Raw genomic sequence first — 25463 nt, forward strand, 5'->3', positions numbered from 1 at the left:
GAGATAAATGAGAAGAAAATTGTGCGGGGGCAAATCCCCCGCAAGACTAACGGTTTTAGAAGGCATGAAAGCCTAATTTTTTAATGGCCAAAAAAGTAATGACTAGTAATTGTCCAAAAGAAAGAGAACAAAGAAAAAGTCTGGAACAATTTCCGTGGCCAAGAATGTGTGAATTTTAGAAATCAAAGTCTTAAAGTCTAACTCTGAGACGCCTCCTTAAAAGCACAGAATAGATTGATCATCAGATCAAGAGCTATGGAATAAATATAACACACAACAGCAATTCAAGAATTAAAAAATCTTCATATTTTTAAGATTTATTATTGCCCAATAAATTGACGGGCCCATGTAAAAAAATCAATCACATCGGGGTGAGAATAGTCGGGATAGGCCCAAGGTGTCGTTTGAAATGACTGGTCTTTCATAATTAGTGTCAAATCTGCGAACACCCCTTCCCCGAGATAAGGGCGGTGAGAAAAATTCTTGCCAGTTGCGAGAGTGAGATTCTCTAATGTCAGAAGTCCCATATCCAAGTTAATTTCTCTCGCTCCCTTGAAAGCAAAACCTTGTTCAAAGCTTTCGGCCCAGACTTTGGCAGAGACAAGCTTCTCTCTTTCAATATTCTTAGTGAAGACGACAAAAACTCGAGCAAGCAGAGACTCATCCCCCATTTCTTTAGAATAGTATTCTTTCATGGGAAAATAAGTATGGTGGAAAGTGACGTACTCTCCAAACTTAAGAGCAACGGCTTCTAGAATTTCTAATTCCCGGTGAAGATCACTTCGGTAGAGAATACTTGCAATCAAAAGCCCTTTAGAAGGGCTTTTCAATTTACTCATTAAAGTTCTTTGAAATATTATTATAGAATTTTTCAAGTTCTTCTAAGTTAACGGTTGCTGTTCCTTTCTTAGCAACCACTACACCTGAGCCACAATTACCGATCCAACAGGCATCAGTAAGAGTTGCACCGGCCAGTAGAGAAGAACTTAATAGAGAGATCGCAGTATCTCCTGCTCCTGAGACGTCGAAGACCTCATTGGCAACAGTTGGAATAATGCGAACCTTTTCATCACCTCTTGTGAAGATCGCCATCCCTTCTCCACCTAGAGTAATTACAACTTCAGAGATATCTAAAGACTCTGAAAGTATTTTTGCCATCTCTAAAACATCAGTTGTATTGTGCCCTAGCATCGAAACCATCATCTCAGCTTCAGCTCTATTGGGTTTTAAAAGATCAACACCTTTATAAAATTCGGGAGGAGTTGTTCTTGAAGGATCAACAAAGACTTTCTTCTTATGCTTTCTCGCAAGAGAAACAACTTCTGCAATAGTTTCTTTTGAAAGAGTTCCCTTCCCATAATCTTCAATAATAATTCCACTATGAGTTGGAATAAATTCATTTACTCTCTCAAGTAGTCTCTCTTGAGTTGCCACAGAGAGCGGAGATTTATCTTCATAATCAACGCGGCAAATTTGTTGAGTAGAGGTAGTGACTCTCTCTTTAAAGATAGTCGGTCTCTCACTACATCTCACCACTCCCCAGATAGAGAGTTCATTTTCTTCTAATAAACTTTCAAGTTTACTGGCCTGCATATCTTCTCCGACTACTCCACAAATAGTTGATGAAACTCCAAGGGCCGAGAGATTATTTGAGATATTTGTTGCAAGACCTAGAGTTGTCCACTCTTTAGTTACTTCTAGAACCGGAACTGGCGCTTCTGGAGAAATTCTTTTTACATCTCCGAAAGTATACTTATCTAGACCAATATCCCCTATGACAAGAACAGGTCCAATTTCATTAAATTTACCCGTAACTTTCTTAAAATTATCTTTTGTGATTATTGAGCTCACTATTTCTCCAAATTTAATAAATCAATTAATTCATTCATTATATCTTGAACTTCAATTTTAGACATACACTCATAGTATGGACAAGCATTTCCTGCACACTTAAATCTCTCCCCGCATACAACATCAGGAATGACTAGTCTCAAGTTCTCTTCCTCTCTATTGAACGGAGCCCAGCGAAGTGTACTTTGCACTTTAATAGGAGAATAAATACCGACTGTTTTTACTCCGAGAGTATTGGCAATATGAGTTGTTCCCGTACTAGGTCCAATAAATGCTGCTGCTTTAGAGAGGATATTCATATAGTCAGTAAGACCGTTTACACCACCATCAAAGAGATAGACTCTTCCGCTTAGGTGGTCACACTTATCAATATGGTCTTTTAATCCCGAGAGGAATTGTTGATCACTTGCGGTGTGAGAGATAATCCAATTATACTTCTTAGGAAAGCGCCTCTCCATTTTATCGATAAGTCTTCCGTAATTCCTAGAAGACCAATTAAGAGTATGTCCCGTCATTCCTGGATGAATAAATATATTTTCAAGGGAAGAGTCTAGCCCTTCTTTTTCAATCGCTAATTTAAAGTTTTCAAGAGAAGTGTCTCTATCCTTTTCATTAATCGTAATCTTTGGAGAGAGATCGAATTCTTTTTTTACATCGTGCTCAATTCCAAGCCCACGTAGAAGGTTTAAATTATACTCGCTCTCATGCATCGTCACGAGAGATCTCTTTTGCCTGACTCCAGCATTTAAAAATAAAAAACTAGGTAACTTAGAAATAAGCCCTGCCCTCTTTTCAATTCTCTTAAGCCACATATAGAGGCTGACGAATTGATCACCGCCTACAAAAATATAAATATCAGGCCTAAAGCCTCTAATAATATTTCCTAGGGTTTTCATTCTATTGAGTAGTGAAGCTTTCTTTCTATATAGAAAAACGCCGTCAACATAGGGATGATTTTCAAATAACGGAGCTGAGATTGGAGAGATTAAGAATCTAATATCTGCTTCTGGAAACTTTAACCTAAGAAGAGCTGCTATAGGCTCAGTCAATATAGTATCGCCGAGAGCATCTGTTCTATTGATTAAGATTTTCACAAAGAGATTCCTATCCCCTTGGCCTTATCTAGAACAGAGCTTTTAAGCGAACTTAGAACTTCTACTAACTCCATTTCGCTAGTGTCAACAAGAGCAGCATCCTCCGCCATCTTTAGAGGAGCAACTTCTCGGTTCATATCACTCTCATCTCTCTTTTTTACATCTATCATTATTTGCTCGAGAGAGAGCTCTGACTCACCAGCTTCTTGAAGCTGATTAAGTCTCCTATTAGACCTGACTTCAACTGAGGCAGTCACGAAGAATTTACAAAAGGCATTTGGAAAAACAACTGTTCCAATATCTCGCCCCTCCATTACGCAAACCACTCGGCTAGCGAGATCTCTTTGAAAATTTAAGAGATATTCCCTGACTTTTGGAATTTGAGAAATGATTGAAGCAAGTTTAGAAACATTATGCTCTCTGATTTTAAGAGAGAGGTTCTCCCCATCAATTCCAATCAGAAAGTCAGAGGATTTCCCGTACTCTAGATTAATACTTGATAGAAACTCATCCATTTCAGGACCAGCAGTTAATGAAATATTTCTTTGATCACAACAATATGCAAGCGCTCTAAACATGGCGCCAGTATCTATATAAAGAACATCAAGCGTTTCAGCTAATTTTTTAGCAATAGTCGACTTCCCGCTACCAGAAGGTCCATCTATAGCAATGACTTTTGAAAAAGACATTTTTTCTACTTCCTTGAAAATTAAGACACAACGGGTAAATAATCTACCACTTTAGTCAGAGCAAAACTAGACGCTATGTGAGAATTTAGAGAGATTTCTGAGATTGACCAATTGAGTTAAGGGCCAAACGGTAATCGAAGCTTGGGAGTTCAACAAAGTGAAAAATTTGATCAACTTCGTATAATCGTGTGTATAAGTAGGCTGTTTTTGGATTTTCGACTACTAAAGTCTTTCTCAGTGAGAGATATTTTTTAGACGACTTCTTTGAGAAATTCTTTGAAATTAATTTATAATGCCTTCTCACTTTATCGAGGTAGAGATTTCTCACACCAACTTCTTGCTTATTTCTAAGTCTTCTATAGACGCCTCCCGGCCCCATATTATAGGCCACAGTGGCGAGCCGGTAATTTCCCTTAAACATTTTGAGTAGACGCTTTAAATAGAAAACACCCATTTCAATATTTAGATGTGGATCTTTAATATTTTCATAAACTACAGTTTCTTTAACTGGCATATTTAAAAGTTTGCTTAAGAAAACTCCCGTCGCTGGCATAATTTGCATAAGTCCAGTTGCCGAAACTGAACTGGTGGCCTTTAAGTTGAAGTGACTCTCCGTCCACATCACACTAAGCGCCCAAAAAGGATCTATTTGATACTGCTCGCAGATCTCCATAGTCTTTGTAATATATCTAGCGAGCCTCTTTTTAAGACGACCACTTTTTACTGCAGAGAGAATCAAACTTCTCGCTTCTTTCTTAGAGTAGAGCTCCATTTGATCGAGAGGAATTCCTCCAAAAGAATCTTGCACCATTGGAAATTGATAGAAAGTTTTCTCATCTAAGAAGTAAGCTGATTCACTCTTTGGCTTTTTCATTTCTAAGTTTTGACTTTGAGACTCAAGAGAAGCTTCTTTAGAAAAAATAATTCCCACTACAATGAAAATTGCCAGAGTATTTAAATAGCGAAGAGATGATCTGGCTGCCCCTGAACTCATAACGCGAGAAAGCATCTGCAGACTTTCGTCTAGAAAGGAATGTACTTTTTGTGAATTCTTAAACATACGCAGAGGCTTTTACCCCCCACTAAATTGGTCTGTCTAGCCCAGTACATAGAATTTACCCAGTGTTCATCGAAGGAAACGCACATCGCTAACGAAATTTCGAGATTTTAGGTGGTTTTGAGCCAATTTATCCTTTAAAATATCTTTCTAGTTTATAAATGGAGACCAATATAATGACGCAAGACACTACATATAATAGATTATCTGAAGAGAAATCGGCCTACCTACTTCAACATAAAGATAATTTGATTCACTGGTTTAGTTACGGACCTGAAGCTATTCAAAGGGCCAAGGACGAGAATAAGCCAATCTTTCTCTCCGTAGGTTATTCAACTTGTCACTGGTGTCACATCATGGCCGCGGAGTCTTTTGGAGATCAAGAGACCGCTGACTTTATGAATGAGAATTTTATCAATATAAAAGTAGATAAAGAAGAATTACCAGATATTGATAATTACTATCAACAGGCCTGTCACCTCTTTACTCAAAGTGGTGGGTGGCCTCTCTCGGCATTTCTTCTTCCAGATATGAGACCATACTTTGTGGGTACTTACTTTCCAAAGAATGCAGTTGAAGGTCAAACAAGTTTTAAAGAATTAACAGCAGAACTACTTAGAGCTTTTAATGAAGAGCATGAGCAGATTGAAACTAATGCAACAAATGTCACTGAGGCCATAGCGAAAGGTCTTATTCCAAAAGATAAGGTTGAATATCAAGGACACTTCCCACCTCCAGCAGCAATTATGGACGCCGTTAAGCAATTTGCGGATGAAGAGAATGGTGGATATGGACAGTCTCCTAAATTTCCTCAATTTGCTTTCTACGAATGGGCCATCGAGCAAATGCTTGAAGGTATGATTCAAAAAGATCAGGGTGAGCATATTATTAAATCTCTTGAACGAATGCTCATGGGTGGAATCTATGACCACGCACGCGGAGGAATTCACAGATATTCGACAGATGAAAAATGGCTTGTACCTCACTTTGAGAAAATGATTTACGATCAAGCTGGTCTTTTAAGACTTCTCTCCAAAGCGAGCGTTCTCTACCCTTCTCCGATTATCTTCGATAGTTTAATTCAAACCCTAGACTACCTAGAAGCAGAAATGCTCGGAGAATCGTCACACTTTCTTACCGCTCAAGATGCCGACGCAGAAGGTGTTGAAGGACTCTTTCACACTTTTTCTTTAGAAGAATTTGAAGATGCTCTTAAAAACTTTGAAGATGAAAATGAAAGTCTTATCGACAATAGTGAAACTATTAAGAAGTGGTTTAATATTACGAAGGAAGGAAATTTTGATAAAGGCCTTAATGTTATCTCTTTAAATTATGACCTACGTTCAGAATTCTTTACTCAAGAAGGTTGGAACACCATTAGAAAAGTGAAGAAGTCTCTGCAAAATGAAAGAAAGCAGCGTATTCCACCAATGACTGATAACAAGGGTGTTGCCAGCTGGAACTTCATGATGGTTTCTGCTCTAGTCGATGTCATGCAATACTGCCAAATCGATGTTATTCGCCAAAAAGCGTCTTCACTCTTTAACACTACTCTTGAAGGACTTTACACCAATTTTCTAGTCTCTAAAGACGAGAAGGGAATGAGAATTCGCCATTCGACAACAAGAGCGGCCAGTCTTCCTTACTTAGAAGATTATGTAAACTTCGCTCAGACTCAACTTAGAGTTTATGAAATGACTGGCAACCCTGTTTTCAAACAGAACTTCACAGATACATTGGAGTATGTCCTTAAAGAATTTATCGATGGTGATAAGGTTTATACAAGAGCAATCTCTTCTAGTGAGCACGAACTCTATCCAAATCAACTCGTAAACTCCATGGATCAATCCTATAAGTCTGCTGCCTCAACTCTTATTCATATTGTAAGAAGAGCCGCTATTCTCCTTGGTGATAGAGAGTACTTAGACAAGATTAAAGATATTCAAGAAGACTTCACTCACGAGGCCTTAAAGAATCCACTCAGTTGCGGCGAGGCCCTAAGGGCGCTTAGTTATCCAGATAGCGCTTATAGAGTAGTTAAACTTCCTGTGGAGTGGTTAGAAAATCCTCAGTACATAAACTTCATGCCATACTTCCTTAGTCGCTTTGTTCTAGACTATAGAAAAGATAGTGAAGATAAGTGGGAAATTTGTAATCTAACAGAGTGCGAGATTACAGGAACAGGGCTTGAGGAATTTATTGAAACTCTAAGACCTACTAGTTCTCCGGACGAAGCTGAGAGCGATGACGAATAATATTTTAGAAGGCATTACTATTTTAGACTTTGGTCACAGACTCCCTGGTCCACTTGCGGGAAAAATTCTCGCAGGACTTGGAGCAAGAGTGATCAAAGTTGAAGATCATATTTTTCAAGATCCTTTCTGTGCAGGCGCTTTTGCAGAATTCGATGCAAGTTTTAAAGATTGGTATAAAGAATTAAACGGCAAGAAAGAAATTCTTCGCCTAGACTTTAAATCTCCTACGATAAAAGAAGAAATTAGACTTCTCCTTCAAAAGTCTTCGGGAATAATCAATGGACTTCCAGAAAAAGTTCAAAAGAGTTTAGGAATTGATTCAGAGTCAATCTTAAAGCTAGAGCGCCCAATCGCAGTTGTCGACATGAAGGCCTCTAAAGAATCTAAAACGGCCATGCATGACCTTAATGCTCTGGCGATGACGGGCCTTCTCTCACTATATGTCGAAGGAAAAACTAAAAATATTGTTGATCCTCCTTTTCTTCCTATTGCTGGGATTAACTTTGGACACAAAGTTGCGACAGATTTACTTGCTGTCTTATTAAAGGTCAGGGAAAGCGGGAAGAGCATCTTTCATACAACTTACTTACTTGAAAGTACCGAAGAGATCTTCAATGCTTTTTGGCCAAGATCAAGTCGACATCTTCGCACAAAATTTCTCCACAACGGACTCTACCCTTGTTACTCTCTCTATAAAACAGCTGATGATAAGTATGTGGCCCTTGCTGCGGTGGAAGAAAAATTTTGGATAGAATTCTGTGAAGTATTCGAACTTAATATTCCTAAAGAAGAGAGATTTAATCATCAAGATGACAAAGTGTTTAGAGCGATCTCTAAGTGCTTCCTATCTCTTACGCAAAAGGAAATTAAGAAAATTACTGAGCGCCACGACTTCTGTCTATCATTGATTTAACTTGCCAATTTACTAGGTTTTAACTAATCTTCGCCCATGGGATTAATGTATATGTTTCCAGTTTCTGAAGAAGAAACTGATAGAGTAAAAATTCAAGAGGCCTCCATCACTATAAAGTCCTATGGACTTCCTATGATTTTCTGGGGCTATTTAGTAGCGATACTCGTGGTTATTGGGGCCATGTATCTTGCTGTGGCAGCGCCAATTAATAAACTCATAGCAACGGGTGATCAGATCAATATGATCTTGGCCTATGCCGTTCTTGTTGTAATTTACGGACTTCCTCTCACTCTATTGGCACTCTATTTCTATGAGAAATCAATCATCAAAAAAGATTCCCTCATTACAGTTGTCCATAAAGTTTTCTGGATTCCAGTAATGAAGAAAGTTATTCATTTAGAAAATCGTGATGCTATTGAGCTTCACCACTTCATGGACTCTCCCAATGTAGCCAAAATGAGAGCTCAACCAGAGCTTAGAGGCTTTGAAAATAAAGGTTACTTCGAATTATTTGCCAAAAATAGTCAAGGAAAGGCCATTTTTCTAGATAGACACTCTAGAAAGGCCGATATTATCAAAATTAGAGACTTACTTAGAAAGTACTAACCTCAAATATTCAGCATCTGTACAGGGAAAGCCGAACACAGTTGGTCATTTTGCTGTAAATTTGATATAAATAAAAAAATTGTAACGGAAGGTAAATTATGAAAATTCAAAACGATCACGTAGTAGAAATCAACTATACTCTAAAGACTGACGGAGGTGAAACGATTGATACTTCTGATACAGGTGGACCTCTTTGTTACCTTCACGGTAAGCAAAATATTATTCCAGGACTTGAAAATGCCCTAACAGGTAAGTCTCTAAACGATAAAGTAAGCGTAAGAGTTGAGCCAAAAGAAGCCTATGGGGAAAGAGAAGAAGAACTTATTCAAAAAATTGATAAGTCTCAATTTCCTAATTTTGATGAAATGACAATTGGTCAACAACTTCAAGTTCAAACAGAAAGTGGACACCCACTAATTGTAACAGTAATTGAAAAAGAAGAAGATGGTCTTACTCTTGACGGTAATCACCCTCTTGCAGGGATCAATCTTAACTTTGATGTTGAAGTTGTAAGTATTAGAGAAGCAACTAAAGAAGAACTTACTCATGGTCACGTACATGGAGAAGGTTCAGGTTGCGGTCACGAACACTAAAAAAATTCGCCCTCAAAAAAACTCACTTTTGAGGGCAAACACTCCTCCCTAATCAAATCAATATATATTACCTATAGAAAATTTAAGAATCTTTAGTAGAATAGTAGAAAATTACTTACTAAGGGACTACTAATGCAAAGAGTATTCGCAGCTTCACTCATTCTACTTCTATGTCTTTCTTGTCAAAAAGAAGAGCAAGACTACTATCAAAAGAACGGAAAAATAAAGAATGTCATCTTTGTCATTGGTGATGGAATGGGACCTCAACAACTCTCAATGCTACAACTCTTTGCCAAACATTCAAAAGAGCCTCACTTTAAAAATAGAGTGACTAATCTTGAAAGACTTATGTCTGTGGGGAGAACAAGCTCTGTTATGACAAATCCTGGAAAGAATTTAGTGGTAGACTCATCTTGCTCAGCGACTCAGTACTCAACAGGGGAATACTCCCTTCCAGAAGTTGTAGGTCTTGATGACAACGGAGAAGTTTCTAAGACAATTTTAGAATTAGCAAAAGAGAAAGGTCTTCGCACAGGCCTCGTTTCAGATACAAGACTCACTCACGCGACTCCGGCCTCTTACGCCTCTCATAATATTTCAAGAAGCGATGAGAGCGCAATTGCTAAAGAGATGCTAGAAGTTGGCCCAGACATTATGCTCTCAGGTGGACTTAGATACTTTATTCCAAAGAGTGCAGAAAAAGACGAAGAACTTAGAAACCTCGTTCCCTCTTATATTTCTCTAAATTCTAAGAGAAAGGATGAAGAGAATTTACTTAATTTTGCCAGTGATAAGAATTATCAACTGGTTTTTGATAGAGAGTCTTTATCAAAGGCAGAAAAGGGAAAAGTTCTAGGGCTCTTTGAAAGTTCTTCAATGCCTGATGGAATTTGGAATACACAGAATAAAGATAAAGCGGAGAGACAGATTCCAACTCTTACTGAAATGGCGAAGACTGCCCTAGATAATCTTGATGGTAGTGAGAAAGGATTCTTTCTTATGATTGAAGCGGGTCAAATTGATTGGGCCGGACATAGAAACGACACGGGACTTCTACTTCATGAAATGCTTAGAGCGGACGAACTCTTTGGGCTTCTTCATAAGTGGATGAAAGGAAGAGAAGATACTCTCCTAGTTGTCACAGCTGATCATGAAACAGGTGGTTTTGGTTTTAGCTATAGTGGATACGATGTTTTAAAACCAGTAAAAATTACGGGGGAAAAATTCAAAGGTGAAGACTATAGGCCTAAGTATAACTATGGTGATTTCTCAACTCTAGACAAGCTCTACCGTCAATCTAGATCAACACTAGATCTAATGATAGATGTGAAAGGATGGCCAAAGGAAAAGCAAACAAAGAAGAATATGAGAGAGTATTTTGAGACTCACATGGGTTATGCCTTTTCAGACAAAGATATTGATCAATTAATGAGAAGTTCAAAGAACGAATTCTATAGACCTGATCATGGAAACCTTAGCCTAAAAGAAGTTCCTCACATAGAAGACTTTGCGGCCTTCTATACTTATGGAAATATTGTACGGGCCAATATCTTTGCTCGTATTCTTGGGCATAAGCAAAATGCTGTTTGGGCCACAGGTTCTCATACTTCAACACCTGTCACCATGATCACAGTAGGACCTAGAAGTTTAACAGATGAGTTTAACGGTCTTCTTCACTCAACGGAAGTAGGACGAAAGACAATAAAAGCCCTTGGACTTAAGAAAGATTATAAGACAGTTATAAAGTAATTATTGATACTCATATTCAGGAAAGGAATTTGTTATTGAACTTAGAAGACGCTCTTCATTACTAGGGCTTCTTCTAATTTTATTTAAATTCGCGACCAAGTATTGAGACTTCTTACTCACTTCAAGATCCGCCAGTGTTCCCTTAGTTAGAGCTATTTGATGAGTAAGATTTGTAAATTTATCACCTGTAAGCTTAGGTGTTGCGATCATTCTCTTATTTAATGGATTCATCCATTTTCCATTTGGCCTTTTAAAACCAAAGTGAAGGTGCGCCCCCGTCACTCTCCCCGTCGCTCCAACTCTTCCAATGACTTGATGAGATCTTACCCAGTCACCTACTTTTACTCCTCGAGTAGAGAGGTGATAGTAGAAAGAAGTTGATCCATCTCTATGCTTAATACCAATTTTATTTCCAGCAAATTCATTAAAGCTTGAAATGACAACCTTTCCAGCAGAGACAGCATGTACTCTCTCTCCAGTTCTTCCTCTAAGGTCAACTCCCCTATGCATAGCTCTATGCCCTGTAACAGGATGTCTTCTCCATCCATAACTTGAACGGATATGTAATCTTGAAAGCGGGTATCTAAGTCCAGAATTAATGAGGGCCTGTCCGTCCTCAGTATAGTGGGCCGTGTAAGTAGATCCCTTCTCTTCATCTTCGTAGAAGAAGGCCTGATGACTTCCGGCCCTAATTCCTTCATAAGATGTGAAGAGGACTTTCGTTCCTACGATTTTGTCTTTATACATTCTCTCACTAAGAAGAACTTTATAGCGATCTCCCTTTCTAGCATTCATTCTAAAGTTCACTTTACACAGAAGAACATTTACCACTTCATTAACGACAGAGGGTTGAAGTCCTTGTGTAATGAGATCTTCTTCAAGAGTTGACCCTGGCTGAAGACTTCCCTCTATTGTTCTTGGTTTCCAGAAAGTATCTAGAGTCGTTAGGGAGTAATCCCAATGACCAGTTAAATCATTTAGGGTAACAGTATGAGTCTCGACAAGGTTTTGAGAGAATGAAAACTTCTTTAGGTTTTCATTATGATCGAATGTGGCCTGAAGCTGATCGCCAACTTTTATTTTTGAAAATTCCACTTCATCTCTTAAGGCATTAATTAATTTAAGAGACTGAGCATTATCAATAGATACACTCTTAAGTGCTTGATAGAGTCCCTGTCCTCTTTTAACTTCACCGTTTCTTACAGTGTCTACTATTTGTAGAGGTCTCAAAGGGCTTATAAATGGAGTAGCTTCGACGCTCTTTGCACTGTCACAGCTATAGAGACAACTAGATACTAGAATGAAGATTAGAATTTTTATCATATTAGGAAATAGCATAACAAAATTATCGGATTTTGAAAGAATAACTTTATAAGAATTTTATGGATTACTTAGACTTTTGACTGCTCATAGTGTGACTTACCTGCTCTTGAAATCATGGCCCCACCAAGACAAACTTCCTCACCTTCCATTGTGGTATAGAAAACAATGGATTGCCTAAGGGCCACAGCTCTTTGAGGAGAATCAAATTGAATATGCGCTACACCATCTTCAATACTTAGAATCGTACAATCCTGGTCTGCTTGGCGATAACGAATCTTGGCCTTACATTTAAGTGGTAAATCTAGCGAAAATTCATTCTCCACCCAAGATATTTCATTTGCCCAAAGCTCGTCAAAAAAGAGCGCTGGATGGTCCTCACCGCGCTCAACGGTGACAACATTTCTCTGGGTATCCTTACCAACCACAAACCACGCAGCACCTGGGCCACCGAGACCTAGTCCCTTTCTCTGTCCGATCGTATAGTAAGCAGAACCAGTATGATCCCCTACAACTTCTCCCTCTAGAGTTTCAAATTTTCCAGGCTTTATTTGAATATAATTTGAAAGAAAATTCTTAAAATTTCTCTCGCCAATGAAGCAGATGCCAGTGGAATCTTTCTTATGCTTAGTTGCCAGATCGTATTTTTCAGCGAGGACTCTCACTTCGGTTTTTGGTAAGTGTCCGATAGGGAAAACCACGTGATCAAGTTTCTCTTTTTTCATAGTGTAGAGAAAGTAAGTCTGATCTTTTCCAGGATCATTTCCTTTTATTAATCTATTCTCACCAGCAATGATTTTATTTTGACAATAGTGACCTGTGGCCAAGTAATCGGCCCCAAGCTCTAGAGCTTTATTTAAAAAGACTTTGAATTTGATCTCTCGATTACAGAGAATATCTGGATTTGGTGTAAAGCCCGCTTCATATTCTTCAAGGAAATACTTAAAGACATTGTCTCGGTACTCTTTTACAAAATCAACAGAGTAGTATGGGATATCTAATTTCTCACAGACAGCTATTACATCTGCGTACTCTTTAGATGATTGGCAAACACCATTTTCGTCTTCTTCTTCCCAGTTCTTCATAAACATACCAATAACATTGTAGCCCTGCTCTTTTAGAACAGCAGCGCATACAGAAGAGTCAACTCCGCCAGACATTCCCACAATAATGGTTGTCTCCTCATTACTCTTTGTTTGATTTGATATATTTCCTGTACTCATAGGGTCTATCTACCAAGAAAACCCCATTAGGAAAAGGGAGTATGATTAAATTATATCGTATGTCCAAGCGATAATACTGGCACTAATGAAGCGAAATGCCCTATCTAAGCTTTTGAAATTTAAAGTCTCAACAAAATCATTCGACGTGTGATTCTTCTTATTTGGGTCGTCCTCCCAATTCTCGGAGAAAGTCACAGCAGGAAACCCCTCCTCCCAAAAGCTCACATGATCACTTCTATTAAAACCATTTGCGCTAATTTCAAAGCGCATTCCCGAGAGAGACTTATCTCCTGCGTTTACTAATTTATTGGCAAGCTTTAAATCAAGTCCGTAAAGAGGATCTGATTCTTTTCTCGTGTAAACTTTAAAGTTATTAAATTTAGAGCTCTTATCATTTCTCTTAGAGTCATAACCAAGCATGAGAAGATTTACAAAGCCCGCGAATTTTTCTTTCTTTAAAGATTCTTTATACTTACTTACAAAGGCCCTTGCCCCAAGAAAAGCAAATTCTTGATAATCAAAGAACACTATTCTAACAGTCTTTGGCGTATTCACTTCTGTAAGTATTTCAATGAGAGAGAGAAGTGTCGCGACACCTGATCCATTATTATCAGCACCTGGCTGTGGCGCAGAAAAATCAATGACCAGATTTTCTTTATCGTAACTAATTGTATCGTAATGGGCCCCTAGAAGAATTACTTCATTAGGAGCAATACTTCCCTTCTTTTCCCAGATAATATTCTTTCCCTTAACAGTTTTTAATTTATCTAGCTGAGAGATCATAGAATTAGTGAAATGATTCCACTTCTTATAAATCGGTGAAGTCTTAGGATAATTTCCCGCAATTTCTTTTTGAAAGTCTGCTCGGTAAACTCCTTTAGCGTATTCAATATCAGGAGAGAACTCGTCTACTACAATATAGGCCTTTGGATCAATCTTCTTAACTCTATCAACAAGCCAAGTCGCGGCCTTCTCATGTCCCTTTGTTCCAACCATTCGGGATGGTCTGCAACATGAAACAAAATCTCTTAAATTATCTAAAAGAAGATCATCCTTATACTTTCGTATGACATTCTTAATAGAGCCCATATTCTTAATATTTTTCTCGTAATCCCTTAAGACATAAGGGGCCGCAGAGAAAACACTAAATTGAAAAATAAAAATTAAAAAATACTTCATAATTAAAACTCTAAATGAACCTTCTTCTTAGCTGGTTGATCTTCGTCGAAGGCCTCTTCTTCTTCACGGGACTTTGGATAGACACGGTACTCTCCGTCCTGAAAGAAGCCAGAACTTCTAACAACTCCCGAACCAATAACTAGTGCTCCAACTCCTCTCTTATTATAGAAGACTTGGTAGCCTCCTCGAGGACAAACACCTTCCTGGGGAGTTTCAAACTCGACAACAACGGCCCTATTATTTTTAAAATATAATTTACAAGGAACCTTTGCCCCTGCAGATTCAGTTTGTACAAAGCAATTAATAGGCTTTGATAAATCCATTGAAGGATCATTAGAAAAGCGCATAAGCCTACAATGAGTATAGAAGTACTTTCCAGGATAATCCACGTAGACATCTTGTTGTCTTGGATTAATTTTTACAACAATTAGAGATTTATCAATGACAGCATCTTTTTTTCCAACAAGACCTTCTTGATTTAAGTGATAGTGATGAACCCCTGTATGTTCCACTAGAGTTGTTCCATCTCTAAAGTTTATAATTCGACCTTCTTTTCTAAGACTTGGAGCTGTGAATCTTTCAACCACTTCATTAAAATACTTATTGAATAAAAATCCTTTTCTTCTCTTCTTATTTTCAAGATCGTCTTTTACAAATGTAATCCCTAGAAGACTTGATATTTTTACCACTTCACTATGTTTAATTTCTGCGAGAGGAAAGATGAGCTTTGCCAATTCTTCCTGGGAGAGACGACTAAGGCCATAAGTTTCATCAAGGGTCACATCTGTTGGAACAAGTAGACTATAAATTCCATTTTTTTGATTTTTAAAAACTTTTGCCTTATGCCCCGTAGCAATATTATCTGCACCTACAAGTTTTGCTTTTTCTAAGAGAGTCTCTACTAAGATTTTATTCCAAGCGATCACTGGTTCAAATTGTTCGGCCGCAAGCCTTGTTGAAACAACGGGCTCTATAACTCTAGAATAGAAGAGTGAGTTAATATTTGTTCCGTAGAAAGTGATTTCTAGTTGATTGCAAATCTTCTTAATATCTTCCAATGATTTTGGATTCCAAACGCTTAAGCTCTTATAGGGATATTCGTGGAAAACGACTCCAAGACCTATGACATTGAGACCCTGTTTCTTAAGTAAGTACGCAGCAACCGTGGACTCAATTCCACCATCCATACCTACTAGAACAGTTTTTTGATTAGAGCTTGAGTGCTTATTCATGCAACACTTTTCCTTACGTTAACCAGACAAAAAAGATCAACATATTTAAGAGATATAACTTATGATAATTATAGCAAAAAACGGCCTATTTTAAAGCCTTGCAAATATATCCTAGGGAAAACCGGTAAAGTAATCGACTTAAAGACCGATAAAAAGGCGATGATATATAGGAAAACACCACAATTTAACGCTGGAGACACACTTCTCTTTGAAGTGAAGAAACAGCAACACAATCAAAGTCAACTCAAAGACTTTATTCACTTTATAAAGTATTGTGGAAGACGTGGGCCAATTAGATTTAAGCATATTGAAGAGCGTGCCGAGTTGATGGCCAATCTCACTCTTAAAGAAAACCTTCTTCTAGACCTTGGAATGAGAGAAAATACCAATAAAAGTATTAGTGAACTACTAAAGAAAGAAGAACGTCTTGCCCTATCTAAACTAATGGATTGCGTGAAAGATGAAAATACTTATCCTGCAGACGCCTCCACAGAAGATAAGAAAATTATTTCTATAATAAAGATTCTCTTTCATAGTTCTGATTACTTATTTCTAGAAAAGCCTGAGAAATTTCTCTGTGAAGAGAAGCAGAAAGTTTTCTTTGACGCTTTATTTGCCAGTAAAGAAAAATTTAATCAGACTCTTTTGATTACAAGTGATCATAGAAATCTTTGGCTACAATATGTAAGTAAAATAGTAAGCAAGGCTCCAAATGGGCACTTTGTCCTAAGTGACATCGTGCGCCACTCAGATACTTCAAATGTTGTTGAGCTCAAGACCAGCAATACTGATTTTAATTCCAAAAAAGCCGCATAATCTCCTTTCATTATTTGACAGATTTACCGCGCTAATTCGATAATATATTGTAATTAAAAGATAAACTCACAACCTAAGAGTTGAAATGACTAATAATGTTTTAAACTTCATAGATGTTTTTGCGGGCGCTGGTGGCCTATCATGCGGGCTAGAGCTTGCTGGAATGAAATGTGTCCTAGGAATCGATGCCAATAAGCATGCCATGGATACTTTTGCACGCAACCACAAGCACGCAGAAACTTACTGTGGTGATATCACCAAGCTGGCCAAGAAAGACCTACTTGAAAAATTAAAGGGAAATCACGTTCATGTTGTTGTTGGTGGACCTCCTTGCCAAGGTTTTTCAACTGTAGGCCTTGGAAATCCAGACGATATGAGAAATACGCTCTTCTTAGAGTTTTGTAGAATTGTTAGAACAACAATGCCTTACTTCGTCGTCATTGAAAATGTAACCGGGCTTCTTGCAAAGAAGAACGAGAAGACATTACAAAATATTTTCAAGAAATTTAAAACTCTTGGATATGATATGGAAGTTCAAGTCATGTCTTCACAAAACTACGGGGTTCCTGAAAAGAGAAGAAGAACAATTCTCATTGGAACGCGAGTTAATACTGATATTACTTTTCCAAAACATACACATGATACTATCATTGCTAAGACCCTTAGAAATTCAATGACTGTTGGAGATGCTTTTAAGAACTTAAAAACAAAGTCAGGAAAGCTCTTTAATCATGATATCGAACAGGCCAAAATTAAATCAAAGATAGATCTTAAAAGACTTAAGAGAATTCCCGAAGGAAAGGGAATTCGCTATGAAGCCGATGAGAAGAAATACTTCACTCCTTCTTTAAAACTTGGTGTGGACTGGGTAAACCTTAGAGAGAACCGCTTTCGTCAAACAAAGTATCAAAGACTCGACAGGTCTCTTCCAAGCCCTACAATTATGACTCACAGACATAGCTACTATCATCCTGTTGAGCATAGATATCTAACTCAAAGAGAAGCGGCTGCTCTACAAAGTTTTCCAAATGACTTTGAGTTTATGGGGCCTCTTTCTGCTCAGTGGAGACAGATTGGAAATGCTGTTCCGCCACTTATGGCGAAGGCCATCGGAAAATCTCTAAAGAGCATGTACAAGTCATACCTCGAGCAGAGGGATTCAAAAGTAACCAAAAAGAGTAACACAAAACAAAAGATTGAATATGTCAGAGAGAAAGCCTTTGTTTATAAGAAGTAATTTTCTATTAGTTGTCACCCTTCTAATACTCTCAAGCTGTAGCTCTCTTACAAAGAAAGAGAGCTGCCTTGTTAAGAGAGCTGCTTTTGATATTGGCTCGGGTTCCACTAAAATGACTCTGGCCAAAGTAGATACTTGCACAGGGAAAATTGTAGAGGTTTTCTTTGAAGATCAAGCCGCTGTCGCCTATAAGCAATCACTCTATGACAATGACAATTCCTTTTCTAAAGAAATTATTAAAGAAGGTATTCAAGAATTAAAAGATCTAAAAGAAACCGCTGTTGAACTTGGAGTTACTCAATTTAGTGCGCTCGCCACTCAAGCTTTTAGAGAAGCTAAGAATGGTAAGAATACTCTCGAAGAAATTAGCGATCAAACAGGCATTGAAATAAGAGTAATTAATCAAGAACTAGAAGCTAAATTTGGCTACCTCGGGGCAAAAGTTAAACATCCATTCGCTGATGATGAGAAAATTCTCGTTTGGGATATCGGCGGGGGAAGTATGCAGATGACTTACGTTGAAGATGGAAAGTTTCATACTTATTTGGGAAACCTTGCCAGCGTTTCTTTTAAAGAAAGTGTTTTAAAAAACCTCTATAAGGGAAAGAAAGGCTCTCCAAATCCTCTTGGAAGAAATAGAGCGAAAAAGGCCCGAGCTCTTGCGAGATTCTTCGCGAAAGGAAATGTAGACCAGAAAATTCAGGAATATATAAAAACAGCGAGAGTCTTTGGCATAGGTGGAGTGCACTACTATTCAGTGAAAAACCAAGCATTAGAGAAGGGCCATATTTATAATCAAACCCAACTTAGAGTTGCTCTTAACAAGAGGTCAAAATTAAGTGATAAGAAAATTGGTGGAAAATTTGCTTCTACTGATGTGACAAATATTGCACTTGTCCTTGGCTTCATGGAGGCCCTAGGAATAAGAAAAGTAGAGGCCCTAAAAGTTAATATGTCTCACGGATTATTTCTAGATAAATCTTCATGGTAAAACTCCTTACCTTCATCTCCCTTCTCCTACTTTGTTCATGTGCTAACAGCAAAGATATTAGAGAGAAGTGGAGTTCCAAAAAAGATGGTAGTCAGTTCATAGATATTGAAGGAACAAAAGTTCACTACAAGGATTTCGGAAGTGGAACTCCAATTGTTCTAATTCATGGAATTTGCGATAGCCTCCACACTTGGAGAAAGTGGAAGGATCCAATTGTGTCCAAAGGCTACCGCTTTATTTCGCTAGACGTTCCAGGTTTTGGACTAACTAATGGTAGAGAAATCTCCTACGACTCTAAGAGCTACACAAGTTTTTTAAAGAAATTATTTAAGAGATTAGATATTAGAAAACCAATTCTCATTGGTAATAGCCTCGGTGGATTCATTGCATGGAATTACGCTCTAGATTACCCAAGAGATGTGAATAAGTTGGTCCTACTCTCTCCTGCCGGCTATCCACTCAATCCACCATTAGTAGTCAGAATAGCAGAAAATGGATTTCTAAAATGGGTCGCAAAGAACTTCTCAACTAGAATTTCATCAGATTATATCGCAAGAGGAGTCTTCTACGATAGAGATAGAATGGAAGAATACGATCTTGAAAGATTCTATGAACTCTTTAACCTCGAAGGAAATTTTGAAAAATATATGCGTGTCTTTGAAAGTATTATGAAATTAAAAGATCACACACCAAACCTCACGGAACTTAAGACACCCACTCTACTAATATGGGGAAGAGAAGACTCTTGGATTCCTTTCAAGCAAAGTAAACTTTGGCAAAGAGATGTAAAATATCTCACCTTTATTCCACTAGATCAGGTTGGTCATACGGCGCAGCTTGAAGCAAGTGAAAAAACCTTAGAACTTATTCTAAGTTACCTTAATGACTAGAACTTCCAAATCTAAGTCCTGAAAAAACAATGCATTTTCTTCAAGAGTCTTGTGCTAAATCGCTTAAAAATATAGAAGATGAAATAATGAATATTACTTAAGATACTTGGAGATTTAAATGAAGTTTATACTATCAACAATGATTATGCTCACAATCAGCTCTGTACAGGCCGTTGACTGTAGACTTCATAGTGAAGATTTAAACTGGCCAGAAGACAAAATTTTAAAAGTAATAAGTTGTGAAAAAATACACTCTGAAAAAGATTACTTTCTAGATGATCAGCTATGTTTATCCGTAAGAGAAGATCAACATAGTAAATTTGAAACAAAAACCTATAAAGTGTCTCTCGCAACGAATGGGTCAAAATATCCTATCGCACTTTTAAATGTGACAGTAAATAATAACGGAAGATCAACTTACGGAAACATCTCTCATAGAGGAAATGGAGAAGTTGAACTTAGTGGAATATTTTCTACAAATAATTGGAACGTTAACGCAAATGTAAACCTTGAAAGACCAGACCAAATAAATGTAACGGTTAAAAGTAAAGGGTTTGGTTTTGGTAAGCTTAAGCATAAAGCAACCTATAAATGTGATGAAGTATAACGAATAGTATTTAAAGGGGAGAATCACTCCCCTTCTAATATCTCTTCTCTAATAAGTCGCAAAAGAAATATCTCACGCTCAATCGACACCCCTTTCTTCTTACTATTTTTAATCGTATCTTCATTATGCTTGATGGCCTCGTCAATATTTATCCACACAGGCTTCATTCCATTATTTAATTCGTAGTGCTCAAGACTAGTCTCTCCAAGCTCTTCATCCACCGAACAAGTAAAGCAATAAGAGATCATATGTTGAATATCAAAGTCTGACTTATACCAGGGCCTATACTCTTCATAAATTCCAAACTCGCTGATGTTGGAAATCCCCTTAGCACCAGTTTCTTCTTTTAATTCGCGAATCATTCCTGCAAGAAGATCCTCACCTCTATCAAGTCCTCCACCAGGGAGGCTATAATCATGATATCTTTCTGTATAAAGTAAGAGAATAGAGTTTCCTCTAAGAGCTATTGCTCTAGTGGCCTCTCTTTTGAAAATAGATTTTCCTTCTAAAGAATCAATATCTGGATGTATCGATGTGCAAAGAAGTCTCACGTTAAAGTTCACTGGCCTTTTGAAGACCAGCAAAGAGTCCATCACTTGCAAGAAGTTCCCTAGGAGTTCCGCTTTCGGCCAGTCGCCCTTTTTCAAAGACGAGTAGGCGATCACAACTCATTACCGTGTCGAGTCTGTGAGCAATAATCAAACAGGTCTTACCTTCCATAATGGTGACAATGGCCTGATGGATGACTTTTTCATAATTGGGGTCGATATTAGCGGTTGCTTCATCAAGAACCAGTATCTTTGGATTTCCAAGTAGCACTCTAGTTAAGCTTAGCAATTGCTTCTCGCCGATACTTAAGTTTTCTCCGCCCTCTAAGATGGTAGAGTCTAGAGTCATGGCCGACTCTTCCATTACTTTATAGAAGCCTGTCTCCTTACAACAATTTATAATATTTTCATCTGTGGCAATTTTTCCGGCACAGAGATTCTCCCTAAGACTTGCGCTAAAGATAATCGGATCCTGTGAAACAAAGCCAATTGAACTTCGAAGAAATCTTCGATTGAAGTCGCGAATAGAAACTCCGTCGATCTCAATACTTCCTTTTTGAAAATCATAGAGTCTCGCCAAAAGGCTAACTGTTGTTGTTTTTCCGCACCCAGTAGAGCCTACAAGACCAATTTTTTCTCCACTCTTAATATTGAAATTTAAATCCTTTAAAACCCAATTATCTGAGTCGTAGGCCATCCATGTCTTTTTAAATTCAATATTTCCTTTAATATCAAATTCAGAAATCTCACCATCCTCTCCTAAGACAACTTCTTCTTCGTCGTGAGAAAAGAAACTATGAACTCTCTCGCTACTTGTGAAGGCCTGTTGAATGACGTGAATTTCGCGGGCGAGCATCATAATAGGAGAAAAGAATTTTTCGCAGTATCTAATGAAGGCGACAAATATTCCCACGCTCATCGTTCCTGCGAGAACTTCTTTCCCACCGAAGAACACAAGCCCTACAAGAGGTAGAGTGCAAAAGAAGGCGGTTAAAGGTCTTGTCCAAGAATAGAGAAAATTTGCATTTAACTGTGCACGTCTGTGGTCATTCACTGTGGCATCAAAATTTTGATGAGACCAATTCTCTAAACCATAAGATCTAATCACATCAATTCCGCTTAGGTATTCATTTAACTTTGAATTGATCTCACTTGAGAGCTTAGACATTCTTCTGTTAACAACCCTTACTTTATTCTTCGTTAAATAGACAAGAGCAACAGCAGGTAGCATAGAGGCCACAAGGATCAATCCGAGACGAAGATCAGTTATGCACATGGCGGTTCCAGAGATGATTGCCATAAAAATTGCATTTACAAATCTACCAATAGTTGAAGTAAAAAATTCTTCAACACCTTCAACATCATGAGTGATACGAGTGATAATTCTTCCCTGAGGCTGCTTGTCGTAGAAGCCAAGAGGAAGTTTTTGAATATGAGCGAAGAGCTTCTTTCTAATATCTAGAATAGTTGCCGAAGAGTTAATAATGAGAATTCTTCTTCCACACCACTGAAGAGCGAGAGAGGAAACTTCACAGACCACAATAAGTATTGCCCAAAAATAGGACTCATCAAAGGCCTTCTTCAAAAGCCCGTCTTCAACCAAGTGTCCCATAGCTCTTGATGAGTAAATGGCCACAAGAGAGCTAATCAACATTAGAATAAGAGCAAAAATAAATTTCTCTTTTCTCGCCTGCCCTTGTTTTAGGAGAAATTTAAAAGACTTAAGATCATTTAAAGCGTTCTTCTTAAGATTTGTTTCATCTTGCTCATCTCGTGTTAGAAATTGATCACTCATCAGTAACCTCCATTCCATGAGAAAGATTGAGAACTTTATTACAATACTTGAGAGTAGAGCTTCTATGTGCAACCCAGATAAGTGTTGTATCACTTAACTCTCTATCTAAATTATTTAAAATTAAATCCTCGGTAACGGTATCAACTGCACTTAGGCAATCATCTAAGAAGAGAAGCTTTGGCCGTCTTGATAGTGCTCTGGCCAGAGTAAGTCTCTGCCTTTGCCCACCAGAGAGATTAATCCCCCACTCACCAAGTGGCGTTTCCAATTGGTTAGGAAATTCGCGCACATCCTTATCAAGCCCCGCAAGTTCTAAATAGTACCAAATATCATCGTCAGAGAGATCTCTATCCATTTCGATATTCTTCTTAATCGTATCAGCAAAGAGAAATGGCTTCTGTTGAACAAAACTCATAAACTCACGCAGCTGCTGATGATTATAATTATTGTAGTCTTTTCCGTGGAAAAAGAGTCTCCCCTCATAATTTCTCTCCAGTCCACTTAGTATACTTAGAAGAGTTGATTTACCTGTTCCAATATCCCCAGTAATACCTAGCCTCTCGCCCGGAAGAAGAGAGAGATTAAAGTTCTTAATCAAAGGTTCTTCTTTATCCGAATCATGGAACTTAAACGATAAATTCTTTGCGTGGAGCACATACTCGCTATCAGAAATTTTAGAGCCTTTAGTATACAGAAACTCTTCTTTCTTATTGAGATAGATTTTATTCAAGCGATCTAAACTTGTGGTTCCTCTCTTCCAATCGGAAATAATAAACCCCATTTCCATAAGTGGATCTTGTAAGAGAAAAATTAAACCTTGCATAGAGACGAAATCCCCAATAGTCATTTGCCCACTAATCACAAGAGAAATCCCCACTGCGAATAAGACAATATAACTAATAATGGAAGCTCCCCCCATCATTGGAATATAATTCAAAGAGGTAAAGAGTGCCTTTAGCCTAGAGTCTTTATACTTCGCCGCGCTATCAATTAACTTATCTTCCCAAAAACCACCCGTCTGAGTAAGCCTTTGCAATCTAATCGTGCTAATCACTTGTGTGGAAAGATCGTTAAACTCTCCAAGAGATTCCTGTGAGTCTTTATATCTTTGAACCTCTTTACTTGAGAGCTTTTTTACAAAGACTGGAAGTATTGAAAGAGTTAGAACTGAAATAATAGTCATTCTCAGGTTAATCGTCAGCATCGTTCCAAGAGTTAGAACCCCAAGGAAAATGACGTCAACAAGACCTACCAGAGTAAAGCCGAAGATAAACCTCGACGAATTCACATCACTATTAGAGGCGTTCATAAGATTTCCCTTTGAGAAATCTGTGACTAAGTCTTTCTTATTAAAGAATCTTGCATTCTCCCAAATTCTCTTTCTTAACATGGCACTGGCCATGTGGGTCTGTCTTGCCAGAGTGACTCTCCATCCAATTCTTCCAATGGTTATAAAGACACGACAGAGAAACATACAGATAAAGAGATAGTAAAAAGTATCAATTTTTGTTGCCTTAACAAAGAAGGCCGGAAACTTATCACCGCTAAAGAAGTCGATAATCCACCCTATAATTCTCGTAGTGAGAACTTGGCAAATATTAGTCAATAAGACCATCAACGTACCTACGATGTACATGGTCTTATTATTCCAAATATATGATGTCCAAATTCCGATGGAAGAGGTGCTCGTCGACTTATTCATGGAAAAATTCTATATGCACTTTCCCTATAAGAAAAGATACTTAATGGATTTCTTTAGATAACCACGCTGAAAGTTCTGATAACTCTTCTCTAATCATCGGAAGTTCTAATGCCACGGTCTCAATGGCCTTCGAAACCCCTATAGGAGAATATTGTTTACCAACTAATGCCTTGGTTAAATACTCAATCATCTCAGGATGTAGAGAGTCGGAATAGATTGTACACTTTTCAATGAGTCCTTTATGAGAATCAATATGTGCCTCAATCCCACCCCAAGAAAATCTCTCTTCTAGAAAGTGATTAAATTTTGGAGTTTCTCCAAAGCGCCAATTCCAATCTTTTAATTTTTCGTAATAATCATTTAAGTGAAACACGGATTTAAGATATTCGTGATCTAATAGCTCAACCTCACATTCCGCTTTGTAATGGGATTTGAATTCACTAATAATGGCTTCAGAAAGTGAGTCATGATTTATCTCGGAATTACATTCAACGAGATTTGTCACTCTAGCTCTTACAGATTTTATTCCCTTACTTTCAAGTTTCTTCTTTGATGGATTGAGGTAATTACCAAGCTTTGAGAGATCTGCATCAATAAGTAGAGTTCCGTGATGAAATGATCGATCTTTAGTTTCTTTAAAAGCAGATCCAGAAATTTTCTTATCTCCATCATCACTCTTAATAAGAATATCATTTCTCCCAGACGCAAAGGCCTCAACACCAAAGCGGGCCAGAGCATTTGAAATGATTTTATTGTTAACTGCTTTATCGTAGTTTTCTTTTGAGCTTAGAAAAGTAAAGTTGGTATTTCCAAGGTCATGAAAAACTGCTCCTCCTCCACTTTGCCGTCTAGCGAGCTTAATCCCATCAGCTTCCATTCTCTCTGTATTGCACTCTGTCCATGGATTTTGAAATCTTCCAATTACGACGGTATTTTGATTTCTCCAGAGAAAGAGAACATGAGTCTCTGGGTCCATATCTCTAAAAATCCAGTCTTCAGTCGCTAAATTAAACCAAGGATCAAAGGTATCTGATAAAAGTATTCTAATTTTTGTCATTTTAAAGCTCCAGTTCTAATATTCTCTATCATCTAACGCGGTTCACCTAGGGCAATATT

23 protein-coding genes are annotated in these 25463 nt (G+C 37.9%); 10 read left to right on the forward strand and 13 right to left on the reverse strand.

Features of this window, described 5'->3' with window-relative positions; all coding sequences use genetic code 11:
- Window positions 1–320: 320 nt before the first annotated feature.
- From CES88_RS03840 to CES88_RS03860, 5 genes are all read right to left on the reverse strand, one after another.
- Window positions 321–839, reverse strand: a complete 519-nt coding sequence (locus CES88_RS03840) for a DUF4416 family protein (protein WP_290731184.1) — start codon at window positions 837–839, stop codon at window positions 321–323.
- Complete coding sequence (locus CES88_RS03845) at window positions 832–1851, reverse strand: PfkB family carbohydrate kinase (RefSeq protein WP_290731187.1); 1020 nt, start codon at window positions 1849–1851, stop codon at window positions 832–834. The genes CES88_RS03840 and CES88_RS03845 overlap by 8 nt, the downstream gene beginning before the upstream one ends.
- Window positions 1851–2945: a glycosyltransferase family 9 protein gene (locus CES88_RS03850; protein WP_290731190.1), complete on the reverse strand. Its 1095-nt coding sequence runs from the start codon at window positions 2943–2945 to the stop codon at window positions 1851–1853. The genes CES88_RS03845 and CES88_RS03850 overlap by 1 nt, the downstream gene beginning before the upstream one ends.
- Entirely contained in the window at window positions 2942–3634 is a 693-nt protein-coding gene (cmk, locus tag CES88_RS03855) for a (d)CMP kinase (protein ID WP_290731193.1), read from the reverse strand. The genes CES88_RS03850 and cmk overlap by 4 nt, the downstream gene beginning before the upstream one ends.
- Before the next feature lie 85 nt (window positions 3635–3719).
- Window positions 3720–4643: a lytic transglycosylase domain-containing protein gene (locus CES88_RS03860; protein WP_290731195.1), complete on the reverse strand. Its 924-nt coding sequence runs from the start codon at window positions 4641–4643 to the stop codon at window positions 3720–3722.
- Between the two features lie 224 nt (window positions 4644–4867).
- Between CES88_RS03860 and CES88_RS03865 the strand changes: the two genes are divergently transcribed.
- The 5 genes from CES88_RS03865 (at window position 4868) to CES88_RS03885 (ending at window position 10807) form a co-directional block, all read left to right on the forward strand.
- On the forward strand, window positions 4868–6946 hold the full coding sequence (locus CES88_RS03865) for a DUF255 domain-containing protein (RefSeq protein ID WP_290731198.1): 2079 nt from the start codon (window positions 4868–4870) through the stop codon (window positions 6944–6946).
- A complete protein-coding gene (locus tag CES88_RS03870; protein WP_290731201.1) occupies window positions 6936–7859 on the forward strand; it encodes a CoA transferase in 924 nt (307 codons plus the stop codon). The genes CES88_RS03865 and CES88_RS03870 overlap by 11 nt, the downstream gene beginning before the upstream one ends.
- Window positions 7860–7895: 36 nt before the next feature.
- Window positions 7896–8465: a hypothetical protein gene (locus tag CES88_RS03875; protein WP_290731204.1), complete on the forward strand. Its 570-nt coding sequence runs from the start codon at window positions 7896–7898 to the stop codon at window positions 8463–8465.
- Between the two features lie 98 nt (window positions 8466–8563).
- Complete coding sequence (locus tag CES88_RS03880) at window positions 8564–9058, forward strand: peptidylprolyl isomerase (protein ID WP_290731208.1); 495 nt, start codon at window positions 8564–8566, stop codon at window positions 9056–9058.
- 132 nt (window positions 9059–9190) lie between these two features.
- Entirely contained in the window at window positions 9191–10807 is a 1617-nt protein-coding gene (locus tag CES88_RS03885; RefSeq protein ID WP_290731211.1) for an alkaline phosphatase, read from the forward strand.
- Here the strand turns inward: CES88_RS03885 and CES88_RS03890 are convergent, their stop codons facing one another.
- The 4 genes from CES88_RS03890 to CES88_RS03905 all read right to left on the reverse strand — a co-directional run bounded on the left by CES88_RS03890 (window position 10808) and on the right by CES88_RS03905 (window position 15761).
- Window positions 10808–12130, reverse strand: a complete 1323-nt coding sequence (locus CES88_RS03890; protein ID WP_290731213.1) for a M23 family metallopeptidase — start codon at window positions 12128–12130, stop codon at window positions 10808–10810.
- A gap of 68 nt (window positions 12131–12198) precedes the next feature.
- Complete coding sequence (mnmA, locus tag CES88_RS03895) at window positions 12199–13350, reverse strand: tRNA 2-thiouridine(34) synthase MnmA (RefSeq protein ID WP_290731216.1); 1152 nt, start codon at window positions 13348–13350, stop codon at window positions 12199–12201.
- A 45-nt stretch (window positions 13351–13395) separates the two neighbouring features.
- Window positions 13396–14529, reverse strand: coding sequence for a M28 family peptidase (locus CES88_RS03900; RefSeq protein WP_290731219.1), 1134 nt, complete (start codon window positions 14527–14529; stop codon window positions 13396–13398).
- A gap of 2 nt (window positions 14530–14531) precedes the next feature.
- Window positions 14532–15761, reverse strand: coding sequence for an aminomethyltransferase beta-barrel domain-containing protein (locus CES88_RS03905; protein ID WP_290731222.1), 1230 nt, complete (start codon window positions 15759–15761; stop codon window positions 14532–14534).
- Between the two features lie 159 nt (window positions 15762–15920).
- On the opposite strand from CES88_RS03905, the gene CES88_RS03910 reads away from it, so the two are divergent.
- The 5 genes from CES88_RS03910 (at window position 15921) to CES88_RS03930 (ending at window position 20302) form a co-directional block, all read left to right on the forward strand.
- Window positions 15921–16577 (forward strand): hypothetical protein, encoded by a 657-nt coding sequence (locus CES88_RS03910; protein ID WP_290731225.1) that lies wholly within the window; start codon window positions 15921–15923, stop codon window positions 16575–16577.
- A gap of 85 nt (window positions 16578–16662) precedes the next feature.
- Window positions 16663–17814: a DNA cytosine methyltransferase gene (locus CES88_RS03915; protein ID WP_290731228.1), complete on the forward strand. Its 1152-nt coding sequence runs from the start codon at window positions 16663–16665 to the stop codon at window positions 17812–17814.
- On the forward strand, window positions 17780–18805 hold the full coding sequence (locus CES88_RS03920) for a hypothetical protein (RefSeq protein WP_290731231.1): 1026 nt from the start codon (window positions 17780–17782) through the stop codon (window positions 18803–18805). Before CES88_RS03915 ends, CES88_RS03920 begins: the two co-directional genes overlap by 35 nt.
- Complete coding sequence (locus tag CES88_RS03925) at window positions 18799–19695, forward strand: alpha/beta hydrolase (protein WP_290731234.1); 897 nt, start codon at window positions 18799–18801, stop codon at window positions 19693–19695. Before CES88_RS03920 ends, CES88_RS03925 begins: the two co-directional genes overlap by 7 nt.
- 118 nt (window positions 19696–19813) lie before the next feature.
- On the forward strand, window positions 19814–20302 hold the full coding sequence (locus tag CES88_RS03930) for a hypothetical protein (RefSeq protein ID WP_290731237.1): 489 nt from the start codon (window positions 19814–19816) through the stop codon (window positions 20300–20302).
- Window positions 20303–20325: 23 nt separating this feature from the next.
- Here the strand turns inward: CES88_RS03930 and CES88_RS03935 are convergent, their stop codons facing one another.
- The 4 genes from CES88_RS03935 to CES88_RS03950 are packed head-to-tail and all read right to left on the reverse strand — an operon-like array spanning window position 20326 to window position 25404.
- Window positions 20326–20853, reverse strand: coding sequence for an NUDIX hydrolase (locus CES88_RS03935; RefSeq protein WP_365992775.1), 528 nt, complete (start codon window positions 20851–20853; stop codon window positions 20326–20328).
- Window position 20854: 1 nt separating this feature from the next.
- Entirely contained in the window at window positions 20855–22645 is a 1791-nt protein-coding gene (locus CES88_RS03940) for an ABC transporter ATP-binding protein (RefSeq protein WP_290731243.1), read from the reverse strand.
- Entirely contained in the window at window positions 22638–24347 is a 1710-nt protein-coding gene (locus CES88_RS03945; protein WP_290731247.1) for an ABC transporter ATP-binding protein, read from the reverse strand. Before CES88_RS03945 ends, CES88_RS03940 begins: the two co-directional genes overlap by 8 nt.
- 40 nt (window positions 24348–24387) lie before the next feature.
- Window positions 24388–25404, reverse strand: coding sequence for a lipoate--protein ligase (locus tag CES88_RS03950; protein WP_290731250.1), 1017 nt, complete (start codon window positions 25402–25404; stop codon window positions 24388–24390).
- Window positions 25405–25463: the final 59 nt, after the last annotated feature.

The organism is Halobacteriovorax sp. JY17 (genome assembly GCF_002753895.1).
Lineage (GTDB): Bacteria > Bdellovibrionota > Bacteriovoracia > Bacteriovoracales > Bacteriovoracaceae > Halobacteriovorax.